This window comes from Shigella sonnei (assembly GCF_002950395.1).
In the GTDB taxonomy this organism is placed as follows: domain Bacteria; phylum Pseudomonadota; class Gammaproteobacteria; order Enterobacterales; family Enterobacteriaceae; genus ECMA0423.
Genome location: NZ_CP026802.1, coordinates 4,916,709 through 4,931,696 on the forward strand (window position 1 = coordinate 4,916,709; position 14,988 = coordinate 4,931,696).

Consider the following 14,988-nt stretch of genomic DNA (forward strand, 5'->3'; position numbering starts at 1 on the left):
ATTCCCACTTTTCAGTTACCAGCCCGGCGGTTAAGACACGCTGGAGCTGGTGGCGATATTTCGTTAGCTTGATTTCAGGATAATTATGAGCAAGAGCACCGCTGAGATCCGTCAGGCGTTTCTCGACTTTTTCCATAGTAAGGGACATCAGGTAGTTGCCAGCAGCTCCCTGGTACCCCATAACGACCCAACTTTGTTGTTTACCAACGCCGGGATGAACCAGTTCAAGGATGTGTTCCTTGGGCTCGACAAGCGTAATTATTCCCGCGCTACCACTTCCCAACGCTGCGTGCGTGCGGGTGGTAAACACAACGACCTGGAAAACGTCGGTTACACCGCGCGTCACCATACCTTCTTCGAAATGCTGGGCAACTTCAGCTTCGGCGACTATTTCAAACACGATGCCATTCAGTTTGCATGGGAACTGCTGACCAGCGAAAAATGGTTTGCCCTGCCGAAAGAGCGTCTGTGGGTTACCGTCTATGAAAGCGACGACGAAGCCTACGAAATCTGGGAAAAAGAAGTAGGGATCCCGCGCGAACGTATTATTCGCATCGGCGATAACAAAGGTGCGCCATACGCATCTGACAACTTCTGGCAGATGGGTGACACTGGTCCGTGCGGCCCGTGCACCGAAATCTTCTACGATCACGGCGACCACATTTGGGGTGGCCCTCCGGGAAGTCCGGAAGAAGACGGCGACCGCTACATTGAGATCTGGAACATCGTCTTCATGCAGTTCAACCGCCAGGCAGATGGCACGATGGAACCGCTGCCGAAGCCGTCTGTAGATACCGGTATGGGTCTGGAGCGTATTGCTGCGGTGCTGCAACACGTTAACTCTAACTATGACATCGACCTGTTCCGCACGTTGATCCAGGCGGTAGCGAAAGTCACTGGCGCGACCGATCTGAGCAATAAATCGCTGCGCGTAATCGCTGACCACATTCGTTCTTGTGCGTTCCTGATCGCGGATGGCGTAATGCCGTCCAATGAAAACCGTGGTTATGTACTGCGTCGTATCATTCGTCGCGCAGTGCGTCACGGCAATATGCTCGGCGCGAAAGAAACCTTCTTCTACAAACTGGTTGGTCCGCTGATCGACGTTATGGGCTCTGCGGGTGAAGACCTGAAACGCCAGCAGGCGCAGGTTGAGCAGGTGCTGAAGACTGAAGAAGAGCAGTTTGCCCGTACTCTGGAGCGCGGTCTGGCGTTGCTGGATGAAGAGCTGGCAAAACTTTCTGGTGATACGCTGGATGGTGAAACGGCTTTCCGTCTGTACGACACCTATGGCTTCCCGGTTGACCTGACGGCTGATGTTTGTCGTGAGCGCAACATCAAAGTTGACGAAGCTGGTTTTGAAGCAGCAATGGAAGAGCAGCGTCGTCGCGCGCGCGAAGCCAGCGGCTTTGGTGCCGATTACAACGCAATGATCCGTGTTGATAGTGCATCTGAATTTAAAGGCTATGACCATCTGGAACTGAACGGCAAAGTGACCGCGCTGTTTGTTGATGGTAAAGCGGTTGATGCCATCAATGCAGGCCAGGAAGCTGTGGTCGTGCTGGATCAAACGCCATTCTATGCGGAATCCGGCGGTCAGGTTGGTGATAAAGGCGAACTGAAAGGCGCTAACTTCTCCTTCGCGGTGGAAGATACGCAGAAATACGGCCAGGCGATTGGTCACATCGGTAAACTTGCTGCGGGTTCTCTGAAAGTGGGCGACGCTGTGCAGGCTGATGTTGATGAGGCTCGTCGCGCCCGTATTCGTCTGAATCACTCCGCAACGCACCTGATGCACGCTGCGCTGCGCCAGGTTCTGGGGACTCATGTATCGCAGAAAGGTTCACTGGTTAACGACAAGGTGCTGCGCTTCGACTTCTCACACAACGAAGCGATGAAACCGGAAGAGATTCGTGCGGTCGAAGACCTGGTGAACGCACAGATTCGTCGCAATTTGCCGATCGAAACCAACATCATGGATCTCGAAGCGGCGAAAGCGAAAGGTGCGATGGCGCTGTTCGGCGAGAAGTATGATGAGCGTGTACGCGTGCTGAGCATGGGCGATTTCTCCACCGAGCTGTGTGGCGGTACTCACGCCAGCCGCACTGGTGATATTGGTCTGTTCCGCATCATCTCTGAATCGGGTACTGCTGCAGGCGTTCGTCGTATCGAAGCGGTAACCGGAGAAGGCGCTATCACCACCGTTCATGCAGACAGCGATCGCTTAAGCGAAGTCGCGCATCTGCTGAAAGGCGATAGCAATAATCTGGCGGATAAAGTGCGCTCAGTACTGGAACGTACGCGTCAGTTAGAAAAAGAACTACAACAGCTTAAAGAACAAGCTGCCGCACAGGAGAGCGCAAATCTTTCCAGTAAGGCAATTGATGTTAATGGTGTTAAGCTGTTGGTTAGCGAGCTTAGCGGTGTTGAGCCGAAAATGTTGCGTACCATGGTTGACGATTTAAAAAATCAGCTGGGGTCGACAATTATCGTGCTGGCAACGGTAGCCGAAGGTAAGGTTTCTCTGATTGCAGGCGTATCTAAGGACGTCACAGATCGTGTGAAAGCAGGGGAACTGATTGGTATGGTCGCTCAGCAGGTGGGCGGCAAGGGTGGTGGACGTCCTGACATGGCGCAAGCCGGTGGTACGGATGCTGCGGCCTTACCTGCAGCGTTAGCCAGTGTGAAAGGCTGGGTCAGCGCGAAATTGCAATAATATAAGCGTCAGGCAATGCCGTGGACTCGCTTCACGGCATTCGCATTAACGCTATCGACAACGATAAAGTCAGGTTGAAGTTGTGTATATCGGCTAAACTTAGGTTTAACAGAATGTAATGCCATGACTGCTTACATGTAATGTGTTTGTCATTGCTTACTTTTTGGCGTTATATGATGGATAATGCCGGGATACAGAGAGACCCGACTCTTTTAATCTTTCAAGGAGCAAAGAATGCTGATTCTGACTCGTCGAGTTGGTGAGACCCTCATGATTGGGGATGAGGTCACCGTGACAGTTTTAGGGGTAAAGGGCAACCAGGTACGTATTGGCGTAAATGCCCCGAAGGAAGTTTCTGTTCACCGTGAAGAGATCTACCAGCGTATCCAGGCTGAAAAATCCCAGCAGTCCAGTTACTAATCTTTCCGCGTCTCATCTTTATCGGTGAGACGCACCCTCAAAATTTCTCCTTCACTCTATAGTCTTTTCGCTTTACTCCCGTTCATTCAACTTAAGTCTCCATTTTTTTGCATTACTGCTATCTGCCAGACCTCCGTTTTTCTGTAGATAAAACACTCTTTTTGACGTTTTTACAGACTAATTGAGCGTGAAGTGTGCAAACGATAAAAGTGTGGGAAAAATTGTTTGACTTATAAGTCTCAGAAAGTAATATGTGCGCCACGCAGCGACGATGAGCGATAAACAAGTTCTTCGAAGCACTCGTAAGAGGCGTGTGGTGAGGTGGCCGAGAGGCTGAAGGCGCTCCCCTGCTAAGGGAGTATGCGGTCAAAAGCTGCATCCGGGGTTCGAATCCCCGCCTCACCGCCATTTGCATCCGTAGCTCAGCTGGATAGAGTACTCGGCTACGAACCGAGCGGTCGGAGGTTCGAATCCTCCCGGATGCACCATCTCTTACTTGATATGGCTTTAGTAGCGGTATCAATATCAGCAGTAAAATAAATTTTCCCGATGCATCCGTAGCTCAGCTGGATAGAGTACTCGGCTACGAACCGAGCGGTCGGAGGTTCGAATCCTCCCGGATGCACCATCTCTTACTTGATATGGCTTTAGTAGCGGTATCAATATCAGCAGTAAAATAAATTTTCCCGATGCATCCGTAGCTCAGCTGGATAGAGTACTCGGCTACGAACCGAGCGGTCGGAGGTTCGAATCCTCCCGGATGCACCATATTCTCCGAAATCTTCAGCAATGAAGGTATCGAAGAGGTAGCGGAATTAACCGCAGGCACCAGGGATGATAACGTTGCTTTAGCAACGGCCCGAAGGGCGAGCCGCAAGGCGAGTAATCCTCCCGGATGCACCATCTCTTAATTGATATGGCTTTAGTAGCGGTATCAATATCAGCAGTAGAATAAGTTTTCCCGATGCATCCGTAGCTCAGCTGGATAGAGTACTCGGCTACGAACCGAGCGGTCGGAGGTTCGAATCCTCCCGGATGCACCATATTCTCCGTAACCTTCAGCAATGAAGGTATCGAAGAGATAGCGGTATTAACCGCAGGCACCAGGAAGGATAACGTTGCGCCAGCAACGGCCCGAAGGGCGAACGTCAGTGAGTCATCCTCCCGGATGCACCATCTTCTCCAAAAAATTTCCTTCAAAAATATCTCATTTCTAAATAACTCCTTTATCCATTTCCTGAATTTTCTTCTCCTTCGCCATCAGCGACAAAATCAAGCAATTACGCTAAAGTAGCGTCATATTTTTCGACTTGCGAGAAGACCATGTACGAGCGTTATGCAGGTTTAATTTTTGATATGGATGGCACAATCCTGGATACGGAGCCTACGCACCGTAAAGCGTGGCGCGAAGTATTAGGGCACTACGGTCTTCAGTACGATATTCAGGCGATGATTGCGCTTAATGGATCGCCCACCTGGCGTATTGCTCAGGCAATTATTGAGCTGAATCAGGCCGATCTCGACCCGCATGCGTTAGCGCGTGAAAAAACAGAAGCAGTAAGAAGTATGCTGCTGGATAGCGTCGAACCGCTTCCTCTTGTTGATGTGGTGAAAAGTTGGCATGGTCGTCGCCCAATGGCTGTAGGAACGGGGAGTGAAAGCGCCATCGCTGAGGCATTGCTGGCGCACCTGGGATTACGCCATTATTTTGACGCCGTCGTCGCTGCCGATCACGTCAAACACCATAAACCCGCGCCAGACACATTTTTGTTGTGCGCGCAGCGTATGGGCGTGCAACCGACGCAGTGTGTGGTCTTTGAAGATGCCGATTTCGGTATTCAGGCGGCCCGTGCCGCAGGTATGGACGCTGTGGACGTTCGCTTGCTGTGAGTGAAGCGTTATCGCTTTTCTCGTTGTTTGCCAGTAGTTTTCTCAGCGCTACACTATTACCCGGCAACTCCGAAGTCGTGCTGGTGGCAATGTTGCTTTCCGGGATCAGTCATCCCTGGGTTTTAGTTTTAACAGCAACAATGGGTAATAGCCTTGGAGGGTTAACTAACGTTATCCTTGGGCGTTTCTTTCCATTGCGTAAAACATCGCGCTGGCAAGAGAAAGCTATCGGCTGGCTGAAACGCTATGGTGCAGTCACGCTATTATTAAGCTGGATGCCCGTGGTTGGCGATTTACTGTGTCTGTTAGCGGGATGGATGCGCATCTCGTGGGGACCGGTAATCTTTTTTTTGTGCCTTGGTAAAGCGTTACGCTATGTTGCAGTTGCAGCAGCGACCGTTCAGGGCATGATGTGGTGGCACTAATTGTAGGCCTGCACATATGGTCACCATTACAGTTATGCTAATTAAAACGATTTTGACAGGCGGGAGGTCAATTTGATCCCGGACGTATCACAGGCGCTGGCCTGGCTGGAAAAACATCCTCAGGCGTTAAAGGGGATACAGCGTGGGCTGGAGCGCGAAACTTTGCGTGTTAATGCTGATGGCACACTGGCAACAACAGGTCATCCTGAAGCATTAGGTTCCGCACTGACGCACAAATGGATTACTACCGATTTTGCGGAAGCATTGCTGGAATTCATTACACCAGTGGATGGTGATATTGAACATATGCTGACCTTTATGCGCGATCTGCATCGTTATACGGCGCGCAATATGGGCGATGAGCGGATGTGGCCGTTAAGTATGCCATGCTACATCGCAGAAGGTCAGGACATCGAACTGGCACAGTACGGCACTTCTAACACCGGACGCTTTAAAACGCTGTATCGTGAAGGGCTGAAAAATCGCTACGGCGCGCTGATGCAAACCATTTCCGGCGTGCACTACAATTTCTCTTTGCCAATGGCATTCTGGCAAGCGAAGTGCGGTGATATCTCGGGCGCTGATGCCAAAGAGAAAATTTCTGCGGGCTATTTCCGCGTTATCCGCAATTACTATCGTTTCGGTTGGGTCATTCCTTATCTGTTTGGTGCATCTCCGGCGATTTGTTCTTCTTTCCTGCAAGGAAAACCAACGTCGCTGCCGTTTGAGAAAACCGAGTGCGGTATGTATTACCTGCCGTATGCGACCTCTCTTCGTTTGAGCGATCTCGGCTATACCAATAAATCGCAAAGCAATCTTGGTATTACCTTCAACGATCTTTACGAGTACGTAGCGGGCCTTAAACAGGCAATCAAAACGCCATCGGAAGAGTACGCGAAGATTGGTATTGAGAAAGACGGTAAGAGGCTGCAAATCAATAGCAACGTGCTGCAGATTGAAAACGAACTGTATGCGCCGATTCGTCCAAAACGCGTTACCCGCAGCGGCGAGTCACCTTCTGATGCGCTGTTACGTGGCGGCATTGAATATATTGAAGTGCGTTCGCTGGACATCAACCCGTTCTCGCCGATTGGTGTAGATGAACAGCAGGTGCGATTCCTCGACCTGTTTATGGTCTGGTGTGCGCTGGCTGATGCACCGGAAATGAGCAGTAGCGAACTTGCCTGTACGCGCGTTAACTGGAACCGGGTGATCCTTGAAGGTCGCAAACCGGGCCTGACGCTGGGTATCGGCTGCGAAACCGCGCAGTTCCCGTTACTGCAGGTGGGTAAAGATCTGTTCCGCGATCTGAAACGCGTCGCGCAAACGCTGGATAGCATTAACGGCGGCGACGCGTATCAGAAAGTGTGTGATGAACTGGTTGCCTGCTTCGATAATCCCGATCTGACTTTCTCTGCCCGTATCTTAAGGTCTATGATTGATACTGGTATTGGCGGAACAGGCAAAGCGTTTGCAGAAGCCTACCGTAATCTGCTGCGTGAAGAGCCGCTGGAAATTCTGCGCGAAGAGGATTTTGTAGCCGAGCGCGAGGCATCTGAACGCCGTCAGCAGGAAATGGAAACCGCTGATACCGAACCGTTTGCGGTGTGGCTGGAAAAACACACCTGACAGAAAAGAAAAAGGCCACTCGTGAGTGGCCAAAATTTCATCTCTGAATTCAGGGATGATGATAACAAATGCGCGTCTTTCATATACTCAGACTCGCCTGGGAAGAAAGAGTTCAGAAAATTTTTAAAAAAATTACCGGAGGTGGCTAAATGCCGTTGTTAGATAGCTTCACAGTCGATCATACCCGGATGGAAGCGCCTGCAGTTCGGGTGGCGAAAACAATGAACACCCCGCATGGCGACGCAATCACCGTGTTCGATCTGCGCTTCTGCGTGCCGAACAAAGAAGTGATGCCAGAAAGAGGGATCCATACCCTGGAGCACCTGTTTGCTGGTTTTATGCGTAACCATCTTAACGGTAATGGTGTAGAGATTATCGATATCTCGCCAATGGGCTGCCGCACCGGTTTTTATATGAGTCTGATTGGTACGCCAGATGAGCAGCGTGTTGCTGATGCCTGGAAAGCGGCAATGGAAGACGTGCTGAAAGTGCAGGATCAGAATCAGATCCCGGAACTGAACGTCTACCAGTGTGGCACTTACCAGATGCACTCGTTGCAGGAAGCGCAGGATATTGCGCGTAGCATTCTGGAACGTGACGTACGCATCAACAGCAACGAAGAACTGGCACTGCCGAAAGAGAAGTTGCAGGAACTGCACATCTAGTCAGTAAACTATCTTCACAATTAATTGAAAAAAGCCAGTTCAAATGAACTGGCTTAGTTGTACTTAGTGCGCACCGCCGCCACCGCCACCTGCGCCAAATGGCGGTTTAGCAAACCACACCAGCCCCAGCAGTACGAGGAATATCCCGGCTGACATCCAGAAGATCTCATTGGCGGAAATAATCAGCCCCTGATTGGTGATCTGCTGGGCAATCCAGCCTGATGCCTGCTGTTGCGTCATCCCAAGCCCTTCCAGTTGACTGTACATCGCCTGGGCATTCGGGTTGAACGGGTTTACCGACTCAGTCAACTGCGCATGGTGCATCGACTCGCGGTTGGTCCACATGGTCGTGGTTATCGACGTGCCGATAGACCCCGCCAGCGTTCGCGTAAAGTTAGAGAGGCTCGATGCCGCCGCCAGTCGTTCCGGTGGCAAACCAGACAGCGTAATGGTGGTCAGCGGCATAAAGAAGCAGGCCACCGCAAACCCCTGGATAAACTGCGGCCAGGCCGACGCGCCAAAATCCATACCTGGTTCAAAGGTATAGGCACGCCAGTAGAAGCAGACGGCATACATAATAAAGCTGAAGGTTACCAGCCGCCGCATATCCAGTTTATGCGCGAAGCGGCCGATAATCGGCGACAGGATCACCGGAATAATCCCTACCGGCGCAGAGGCCAAACCTGCCCAGGTCGCCGTGTAACCGTAGACCTCCTGCAACAACTGCGGCAGCAGAACAATAGCGCCGAAGTAGAGCATATACGCGAGGCTGATACACAAGCAGCCGATGGTGAAGTTGCGCGACTTAAACAACGACAGATCGACTATCGGGTTATCGTCGGTCAGCTCCCAGACAATCAGGAAGCAGATAGCCACCACCGCCACCACGGTAAGGATGATAATTTCCTGTGATGAAAACCAGTCCAGCTCTTTACCGCGGTCGAGCATAATCTGCAGGCTGCCGATACCAATAACCAGCAGTGCCAGCCCCACGGCATCAATCCGCCGCCGTTCGGTGCGGGTTTCACGTCCGCGCAGAGTTTGCAGTGTCATCAACACCACCGCCACGCCAATCGGCACGTTGATGAAGAATATCCAGCCCCAGTGGTAATTATCGCTGATATAACCGCCGAGGATCGGGCCGCAAATTGGCGCGACAATCACCGTCATCGACCACAACGCCAGCGCGATCGAGCGTTTGGCTGGCGGGTAGTTATTCAGCAATAGACTTTGCGAAAGCGGGATCAACGGCCCGGCGACAATCCCCTGAATCACGCGGAAGAAGATCAGCATATTCAGGCTGCTGGAGACACCACACGCCCACGACGCAATAGCAAAGGCGATGGTGGACCAAAGGAACAGTTTCACTTCCCCGACGCGCTTTGCCAGCCAGCCGGTAAGCGGGATCGAGATGGCATTCGCCACCCCGAAAGAAGTGATTACCCACGTTCCCTGGCTGAGCGATGAGCCCAGATTCCCGGCGATAGTGGGGATCGCCACGTTAGCAATGGTGGAGTCCAGCACCTGCATGAATGTCGCCAGTGACAGCGCAATCGTCATAATGACCAGTTGCGCGCCTTCCAGCGGTTTTTGCTGTTGCATCACACGCACCTCTGGATTAGCCAGCGTTAGCTTTTACGATATCGTCGATCAGTTTATTGACAGGTGCCAGGCTGATTTCACGCGCGGTACTTACCGCGACCGGTGTTGAACGTACTTTATTTGCCAGTACCTGACCGTCACGGTTAGTGGTATTGACGCTCACCAGTGTGGACAAACCAATGCGCAGCGGGTATTGCTCCAGCTGTTTCTGGTCCAGTTCGATACGCACAGGTAGACGCTGAACGACTTTGATCCAGTTACCGGTCGCATTTTGCGCCGGAAGCAGTGAGAATGCGCTACCTGTGCCCATATCCAGACCAACCACTTTACCGGTGTATTTCACATCATCGCCGTAAATATCCGTGGTGATAGTGACCGGCTGACCGATACGCATATTGGCAATCTGCGTCTCTTTAAAGTTGGCATCCACCCACATATTGGTGGCTGGAACGACCGCCATCAGCGGCGTCGTTGGGCTAATTTGCGCCCCAGGCTGTACCGCGCGGCGGGAGACATAACCGGTCATCGGACTGACAATACGGGTACGCTCCAGCGCCAGCCAGGCGTTACGTACTTCGGTGGCAGCCTGTTGCACGGCAGGCTGATCTTCCAGTTTAGTCCCCAGAATCATCGCCTGATTGGCATTGTATTGTTGAATAGCGACGTCCAGTTGCGCCTGGGCACTGGTGACGGCGTCGCGGGCGTGTTGCAGCTCTTCGCGACCAATCAGGTTGGCATTGCCCAGCGGCACACGGCGGTTGTAGTCGCTTTGTGCTTTTGCGAGGGCGATTTTCTGCACCTCAATATTCGCCTGCAACTGTTTGCTGTTAATCATCAGCTGGTGGGTTTGGCGAACGCTGGAAGCCAGTGCAGTTTTGGCTTTTTCAAACGCCTGGCGAGCATCTGTCGGGTCGAGAGTGACCAGCACGTCGCCTTCTTTTACAAAATCGGTGTTATCGGCCCAGACTTTCGTCACGCTGCCAGACACCTGAGACATAATTTGAATCTGATTCCCTGCCACGTATGCGTCATCGGTTTCTTCGAAATGACGCAGTACCAAAAAACAATAAATCCCTATCGCTACGGCAATAATTATAAAGAGCAAGGTGAGAAGGAGGAGCAGACGCTTACGTTTGCCGCTCTTCTTTACCGGTTGCTGCGGGGTTTGAGTCTCCGCATTTGCGCTCATATTGTTCTCCACGATCTTCTTAACTCATCGGCTGAGCCGACCTGCTTGCCAAAAAGGCCAGCATGTTGCGATGCTGGCCGGTCATTTTTTCTTTTATAAATCTGGATTTTTGAGCGAGATGACGCGTTAGCTCATCGCTTCGAGAACCACACCGTCTTGTTCCATCTGGTCGAGACGGGAGAGCAATTTGCGGGTGATTTGCTCGAGCTGATCTTTTTCTGTTGTGCTGAGCGCGGACCAGAGTTGATGCAGGCAGTTATGCTGCGGTGGTAAAACCTCGCGCAAAAACTCGTGACCTTTTTCCGTTAATTGCAGATGCAGGCAGCGGCGATCGTTATCGCTTTCACGACGTTCGATCCAACCGCGTTTTTCCAGTTCATCGGCAATACGCGTCGCGTTGGTACGGGATGATCCAAGAGCACAACTTAATTCAGAAGGCTGAATACTGTGGTTTTCCTGAGACTCCAGCGTAATCAACGCCATAAACAACGTCTCGTTAATCCCCTGAGCCTTCAGCATTTTATTGCGGTTCTCCAGCAGCTTGCTTTGCATGTGCATGCAAAGACGAGTCAGAAGGATCTCCTGATAAGGAAAATCTTCGTGGCGGCTGGCGCGAAATTTTAGCATTTGTTCAATGGGCGTAAACGAACTATCCATTTGGGTATGACCTCATTAATTTCAGCCGATATAGTAACGACAGTGACAAATAAAGTAAATGTATTGTTTTAGAAAAATGATTCTTGTGGGTTATATAATCGCCATCACTTTCCAGGCGAGCCCATAGGCCAGCGCACTAAGCAGTGTTGGGATGATAATGCTGCGTGTTTTATAGAAACTGGCACCCAGTACCGCGAAGCCGACCAGCGTGGGCACGAAACGGCGTGTATCGTGCATCACTTCTGGTGCGGTAGAGACAACCAGCAGAGCGCATATCGAGGCGATGCCAATGGTGTCGAGCAAAATACCTACCGCGCCACGTTTGGTTGGGCGGGCATTACCCACACGCAGGCGCAGCGGCAAATAGCGGAAGCAATAATTCGCCGCGCCAACCAGTAACCCAAGCAGCAGAACCTCATAGCTCATCGGGCGCTCCTTGCCAGAATGCCTGGATTAACGCAGTGAGGCAGCCACAGACAATGCCTGCCAGAATGGCGACGGGAATAGAAAATAGCGTTACGCCTGCAAGGGCACCAACTAACGCTGCGGTAACGCAAAGAGATTGTTTGCGCTGGAAAGAGGCGAGCAGGAAACTCATAAAGAGTGCCGGAAGCATAAAACCTAATGCTGCTTCAACGGCGGGATAACCTTGCAGCAAGCCGCTGCCGGAGAATGCCCCTATTACCGTACCAAATACCCACGATGACCATGAACTGAAGGCAATGCCGATCATCCAGTTCTCGCTCCAGCGGCGATTATTGCGTACCAGTTTTGCTGTTGCGGCGGCAAAAACCTCATCCGTCAGGCCAAACGCCCACAGGGCGGTTTTCGATTTTTGCAGACGCTGAATAATACGGCTACGCAGTGACGGGCCATACAACACATGGCGAACATCCATTGCCATGACGGTCAGTGCAGCAACCCACAAACTACTCCCGGCTGCCAGCATCGCGGTAATGACGAACTGGCTCGCGCCTGCATAAATGATGCAGGAGAAAAAAACGCTTTCGAGAGGAGAGAATCCCAGACGGGTCGCATTCAGACCGAACGCAAAGGCCACCGGAATATAACTAATAACAATCGGTAAACTGTCTTTGCATCCTTCCATGAAGGTCGCCGAACCAGGAGCAGGCTGTGGAGTAGGGCTTTCCATAGAGTGTACGCTTAACGATTGTTAATATTATAAATAGACTGAATGAATATCTTAACCTTATCAGACTGATGGGCTTCTTAACACCCTTATAAGTGTAAAGCCACGAAAACGGTTGCTGATTGCTTAATTTGCGGCTTCCTGACGATGAAAACCTCGCCACCAGACCAGTAAGTTAACTAGGGCAATCGTCGCGCCAGCCAGACAAACGCCAGCCCAACCGCCATGTTGCCAGGCTGAGGCTGAAATTAGCGAACCGGCGGCACCGCCAATAAAGTAGCTGGTCATGTAACCTGCGGTCAGGCGATTACGCGCATCAGGGTGTATTCGATAAATTACCGTCTGGTTAGTGATATGCACGCCCTGTACGGTGAGATCCAGCACCAGGATGCCGATAATCAGCGCCAGTACGGAAGTGTGACCAAACCAGATCGCCAGCCATGAAAGTAATAGCAGCAGCAGACCGAAAGTTGTGGTGTGGTGCGATTTACCCTTATCGGCAAAACCGCCCGCCGGACGAGCGCCCAACGCTCCGGCAGCTCCCGCAAGTCCAAACAGACCAATGACACCATCGCTGTAGTTAAAAGGTGGAGCGGCAAGCAAAAAGGCCATTGAGGTCCAGAGAATGCTGAAGTTGGCAAAGGTCAGGCAGCCCAGCAATGCGCGGGTGCGGAGGATCTTATCGCTGATAAACATGCTGAAAACGGAACCTAACAACTGTGGGTAGTTGAGGTGGGTTTCTGATTTCATTTGTGGCAGACCACGCCATAATGCTAGCGCCATCAGTGCCATTAACACCGAGGCAACCCAAAAGACGGTGCGCCAGCCGCCGAGGTTTGCCAGTAACCCGGCAACGGTTCGTGCCAGCAAGATCCCCAACAGCAGACCGCTCATAATGGTGCCAACCACTTTGCCGCGTTTATCCGGTGAAGCCAGCGTCGCTGCCAGCGGAACCAGAATTTGTGCCACGACTGAGAATAAACCGGTTAATGCCGTACCGAGGATCATCATCGCCAGCGACTGACTGCTGGCAGTGATTAACATGCCGCCTGCCGCCAGTAAGGTCATCGAGACAATCAGGCGGCGGCGTTCAAACATATCACCGAGGGGAACAAGAAACAGCAGACCTGCTGCATAGCCCAACTGCGCGGCGGTAACAATAAAGCCTGCCGAACTGGCGGAAAGGGAAAAGTTACGCGCGATGGTGTCGAGCAATGGCTGGGCGTAATAGTTACTGGCTACCGCCTGACCGGTGGCGATAGACATCAGCACGATCAGCGCCGGGCTAAGCTCATGATTAGGTTTAGTCATTATTTTTGTTCATCAGGTGATGATTAAGCTGGAAATCAATAATAGCGGATGTTGATGAATGGGGGCGAAAGATAGCTTGTTGAAATGTGCGATGTGGTTTGTAGGCATGATAAGACGCGCCAGCGTCGCATCAGGCATTGTGCACAGAACGGCGGATGCGGCGAAAACGCCTTATCCGCCATACGGAATGAGTGTATTTTGTAGGCATGATAAGACGCGCCAGCGTCGCATCAGGCATTGTGCACAGAATGGCGGATGAGGCAAAAACGACTTATCCGCCCGAATAAAAATTACTTCTGCGCTGCCAGCGCCTCATTCACCCAGCCATCGAACTGCTGCTGGTGGGCTTTGATCCAACCATCAACATGGCCCTGAATATCGCCTTCTGAGGCTTTGCCGTCATGCATAATGGCGTTCTGGGCGTTAATATCTGCCACTGGCAACTGCATAATGGCAAAAAGTTTCGCTGCTGCCGGGTTTTTCTCGGCCCAGGCTTTGTTGGCAACGATATGCATGGTGCTGACCGGGAAGCCATAATTCGCACCATTCGGCAGTTTGGTATCGGCGTTTTTATCGCCCGGCAGTGCGGAGAACGGCACCTGCAACCAGACCACATCTTTCCCTGGCTTCAGCTCATTACTCACCCAGTACGGCGTCCAGGTGTAATAAAACACCGGTTTGCCCTCTTTGTAGCGACTGATGGTGTCGGCCATCATCGCTGCGTAGTTCCCCTGATTATGCGTCACGGTGTTGGTCAGTTCATACGCGGCAAGCTGGTGGTTGATCGCACCTTCGCAGCCCCAGCCTGGGTTACAGCCGGTTAAATCCGCTTTACCGTCGCCGTTGGTATCGAACAGTTTGGCGATCTTCGGATCTTTCAGTTGTGCGATGTTGGTGATTTTGTACTGGTCGGCGGTTTTCTTATCGATCAGGTAACCCTGTGCCGCGCCGTTAACGAATACCCCTTCACAATAAAATTTCTTATCGCCACCGGCAGCTTCGTACATGTTGTCATGCAGCGGCGTCCAGTTCACGGCGGTGAAGGTTGCATCGCCGGAAGCAAGTGAGGTGTAGCCAACGTTGTAATCCACTTCGCTGGGTTTATTGACGGTATAACCTAATTTCTCCAGTGCACGACTGACCAGCAGCGTCTGGAAGGTTTCTTCAGTGATGGTGCTCTGAACTGGATTAACAGTAATGCCTTTGCCCGGCAGATCGGCTGCAAAAGTTTGTGTAGAGATAAGCGTGGCAAACGCTGTCGCAAAAAGTACGCTATGTCGCATTGTTATTCCTTTTTTTGGCAGGGTGATAATGCCCGGCGTTACCGGGCAAGT

The 14,988-nt window shown here is 51.8% G+C and carries 13 protein-coding genes and 5 tRNA genes; 11 read left to right on the forward strand and 7 right to left on the reverse strand.

What is annotated here, in order from left to right:
• Positions 1–85 precede the first annotated feature (85 nt).
• The 11 genes from alaS to luxS all read left to right on the forward strand — a co-directional run bounded on the left by alaS (position 86) and on the right by luxS (position 7,745).
• A complete protein-coding gene (alaS, locus tag C1P89_RS25310; RefSeq protein WP_000047176.1) occupies positions 86–2,716 on the forward strand; it encodes an alanine--tRNA ligase in 2,631 nt (876 codons plus the stop codon).
• Positions 2,717–2,950: 234 nt separating this feature from the next.
• Positions 2,951–3,136, forward strand: coding sequence for a carbon storage regulator CsrA (csrA, locus tag C1P89_RS25315; protein WP_000906486.1), 186 nt, complete (start codon positions 2,951–2,953; stop codon positions 3,134–3,136).
• Positions 3,137–3,451: 315 nt separating this feature from the next.
• A tRNA-Ser gene (locus C1P89_RS25320) sits at positions 3,452–3,544 on the forward strand.
• Between the two features lie 3 nt (positions 3,545–3,547).
• A tRNA-Arg gene (locus C1P89_RS25325) sits at positions 3,548–3,624 on the forward strand.
• 63 nt (positions 3,625–3,687) lie between these two features.
• Positions 3,688–3,764: transfer RNA gene (locus C1P89_RS25330), tRNA-Arg, on the forward strand.
• 63 nt (positions 3,765–3,827) lie between these two features.
• A tRNA-Arg gene (locus C1P89_RS25335) sits at positions 3,828–3,904 on the forward strand.
• Positions 3,905–4,102: 198 nt separating this feature from the next.
• Positions 4,103–4,179, forward strand: a tRNA-Arg gene (locus tag C1P89_RS25340).
• Between the two features lie 280 nt (positions 4,180–4,459).
• The gene (yqaB, locus tag C1P89_RS25345; protein ID WP_000273290.1) at positions 4,460–5,026 is read left to right on the forward strand and encodes a fructose-1-phosphate/6-phosphogluconate phosphatase; all 567 of its coding nucleotides are present in this window, start codon (positions 4,460–4,462) and stop codon (positions 5,024–5,026) included.
• Positions 5,023–5,451, forward strand: a complete 429-nt coding sequence (locus C1P89_RS25350) for a YqaA family protein (RefSeq protein ID WP_001287451.1) — start codon at positions 5,023–5,025, stop codon at positions 5,449–5,451. The genes yqaB and C1P89_RS25350 overlap by 4 nt, the downstream gene beginning before the upstream one ends.
• Positions 5,452–5,523: 72 nt before the next feature.
• Positions 5,524–7,080: a glutamate--cysteine ligase gene (gshA, locus tag C1P89_RS25355; protein ID WP_000611798.1), complete on the forward strand. Its 1,557-nt coding sequence runs from the start codon at positions 5,524–5,526 to the stop codon at positions 7,078–7,080.
• A gap of 149 nt (positions 7,081–7,229) precedes the next feature.
• A complete protein-coding gene (luxS, locus tag C1P89_RS25360; RefSeq protein WP_001130211.1) occupies positions 7,230–7,745 on the forward strand; it encodes an S-ribosylhomocysteine lyase in 516 nt (171 codons plus the stop codon).
• Positions 7,746–7,808: 63 nt separating this feature from the next.
• Here the strand turns inward: luxS and emrB are convergent, their stop codons facing one another.
• The 7 genes from emrB to proX all read right to left on the reverse strand — a co-directional run bounded on the left by emrB (position 7,809) and on the right by proX (position 14,937).
• Positions 7,809–9,347: a multidrug efflux MFS transporter permease subunit EmrB gene (emrB, locus tag C1P89_RS25365; RefSeq protein WP_001295176.1), complete on the reverse strand. Its 1,539-nt coding sequence runs from the start codon at positions 9,345–9,347 to the stop codon at positions 7,809–7,811.
• Positions 9,348–9,363: 16 nt separating this feature from the next.
• A complete protein-coding gene (gene emrA, locus C1P89_RS25370; RefSeq protein WP_014334056.1) occupies positions 9,364–10,536 on the reverse strand; it encodes a multidrug efflux MFS transporter periplasmic adaptor subunit EmrA in 1,173 nt (390 codons plus the stop codon).
• Between the two features lie 126 nt (positions 10,537–10,662).
• Positions 10,663–11,193 (reverse strand): multidrug efflux transporter EmrAB transcriptional repressor EmrR, encoded by a 531-nt coding sequence (gene emrR / locus C1P89_RS25375; RefSeq protein ID WP_000378442.1) that lies wholly within the window; start codon positions 11,191–11,193, stop codon positions 10,663–10,665.
• 90 nt (positions 11,194–11,283) lie between these two features.
• Entirely contained in the window at positions 11,284–11,619 is a 336-nt protein-coding gene (gene ygaH, locus C1P89_RS25380) for an L-valine transporter subunit YgaH (RefSeq protein ID WP_000119749.1), read from the reverse strand.
• The gene (gene ygaZ / locus C1P89_RS25385; RefSeq protein ID WP_000445658.1) at positions 11,609–12,346 is read right to left on the reverse strand and encodes an L-valine exporter subunit YgaZ; all 738 of its coding nucleotides are present in this window, start codon (positions 12,344–12,346) and stop codon (positions 11,609–11,611) included. The genes ygaH and ygaZ overlap by 11 nt, the downstream gene beginning before the upstream one ends.
• 123 nt (positions 12,347–12,469) lie before the next feature.
• On the reverse strand, positions 12,470–13,654 hold the full coding sequence (locus C1P89_RS25390) for an MFS transporter (protein ID WP_000165729.1): 1,185 nt from the start codon (positions 13,652–13,654) through the stop codon (positions 12,470–12,472).
• Positions 13,655–13,944: 290 nt separating this feature from the next.
• A complete protein-coding gene (gene proX / locus C1P89_RS25395) occupies positions 13,945–14,937 on the reverse strand; it encodes a glycine betaine/L-proline ABC transporter substrate-binding protein ProX (RefSeq protein WP_001216515.1) in 993 nt (330 codons plus the stop codon).
• Between the last annotated feature and the right edge of the window lie 51 nt (positions 14,938–14,988).

Excerpts from the sequence above, each read along its gene's own strand:
- yqaB (WP_000273290.1), top strand. The coding sequence starts at position 4,460 with ATGTACGAGCGTTATGCAGGTTTAATTTTTGATATGGATGGCACAATC.
- alaS (WP_000047176.1), top strand. The coding sequence starts at position 86 with ATGAGCAAGAGCACCGCTGAGATCCGTCAGGCGTTTCTCGACTTTTTC.
- proX (WP_001216515.1), bottom strand. The coding sequence starts at position 14,937 with ATGCGACATAGCGTACTTTTTGCGACAGCGTTTGCCACGCTTATCTCT.
- ygaZ (WP_000445658.1), bottom strand. The coding sequence starts at position 12,346 with ATGGAAAGCCCTACTCCACAGCCTGCTCCTGGTTCGGCGACCTTCATG.
- csrA (WP_000906486.1), top strand. The coding sequence starts at position 2,951 with ATGCTGATTCTGACTCGTCGAGTTGGTGAGACCCTCATGATTGGGGAT.
- C1P89_RS25390 (WP_000165729.1), bottom strand. The coding sequence starts at position 13,654 with ATGACTAAACCTAATCATGAGCTTAGCCCGGCGCTGATCGTGCTGATG.
- emrR (WP_000378442.1), bottom strand. The coding sequence starts at position 11,193 with ATGGATAGTTCGTTTACGCCCATTGAACAAATGCTAAAATTTCGCGCC.
- luxS (WP_001130211.1), top strand. The coding sequence starts at position 7,230 with ATGCCGTTGTTAGATAGCTTCACAGTCGATCATACCCGGATGGAAGCG.
- emrB (WP_001295176.1), bottom strand. The coding sequence starts at position 9,347 with ATGCAACAGCAAAAACCGCTGGAAGGCGCGCAACTGGTCATTATGACG.
- emrA (WP_014334056.1), bottom strand. The coding sequence starts at position 10,536 with ATGAGCGCAAATGCGGAGACTCAAACCCCGCAGCAACCGGTAAAGAAG.
- ygaH (WP_000119749.1), bottom strand. The coding sequence starts at position 11,619 with ATGAGCTATGAGGTTCTGCTGCTTGGGTTACTGGTTGGCGCGGCGAAT.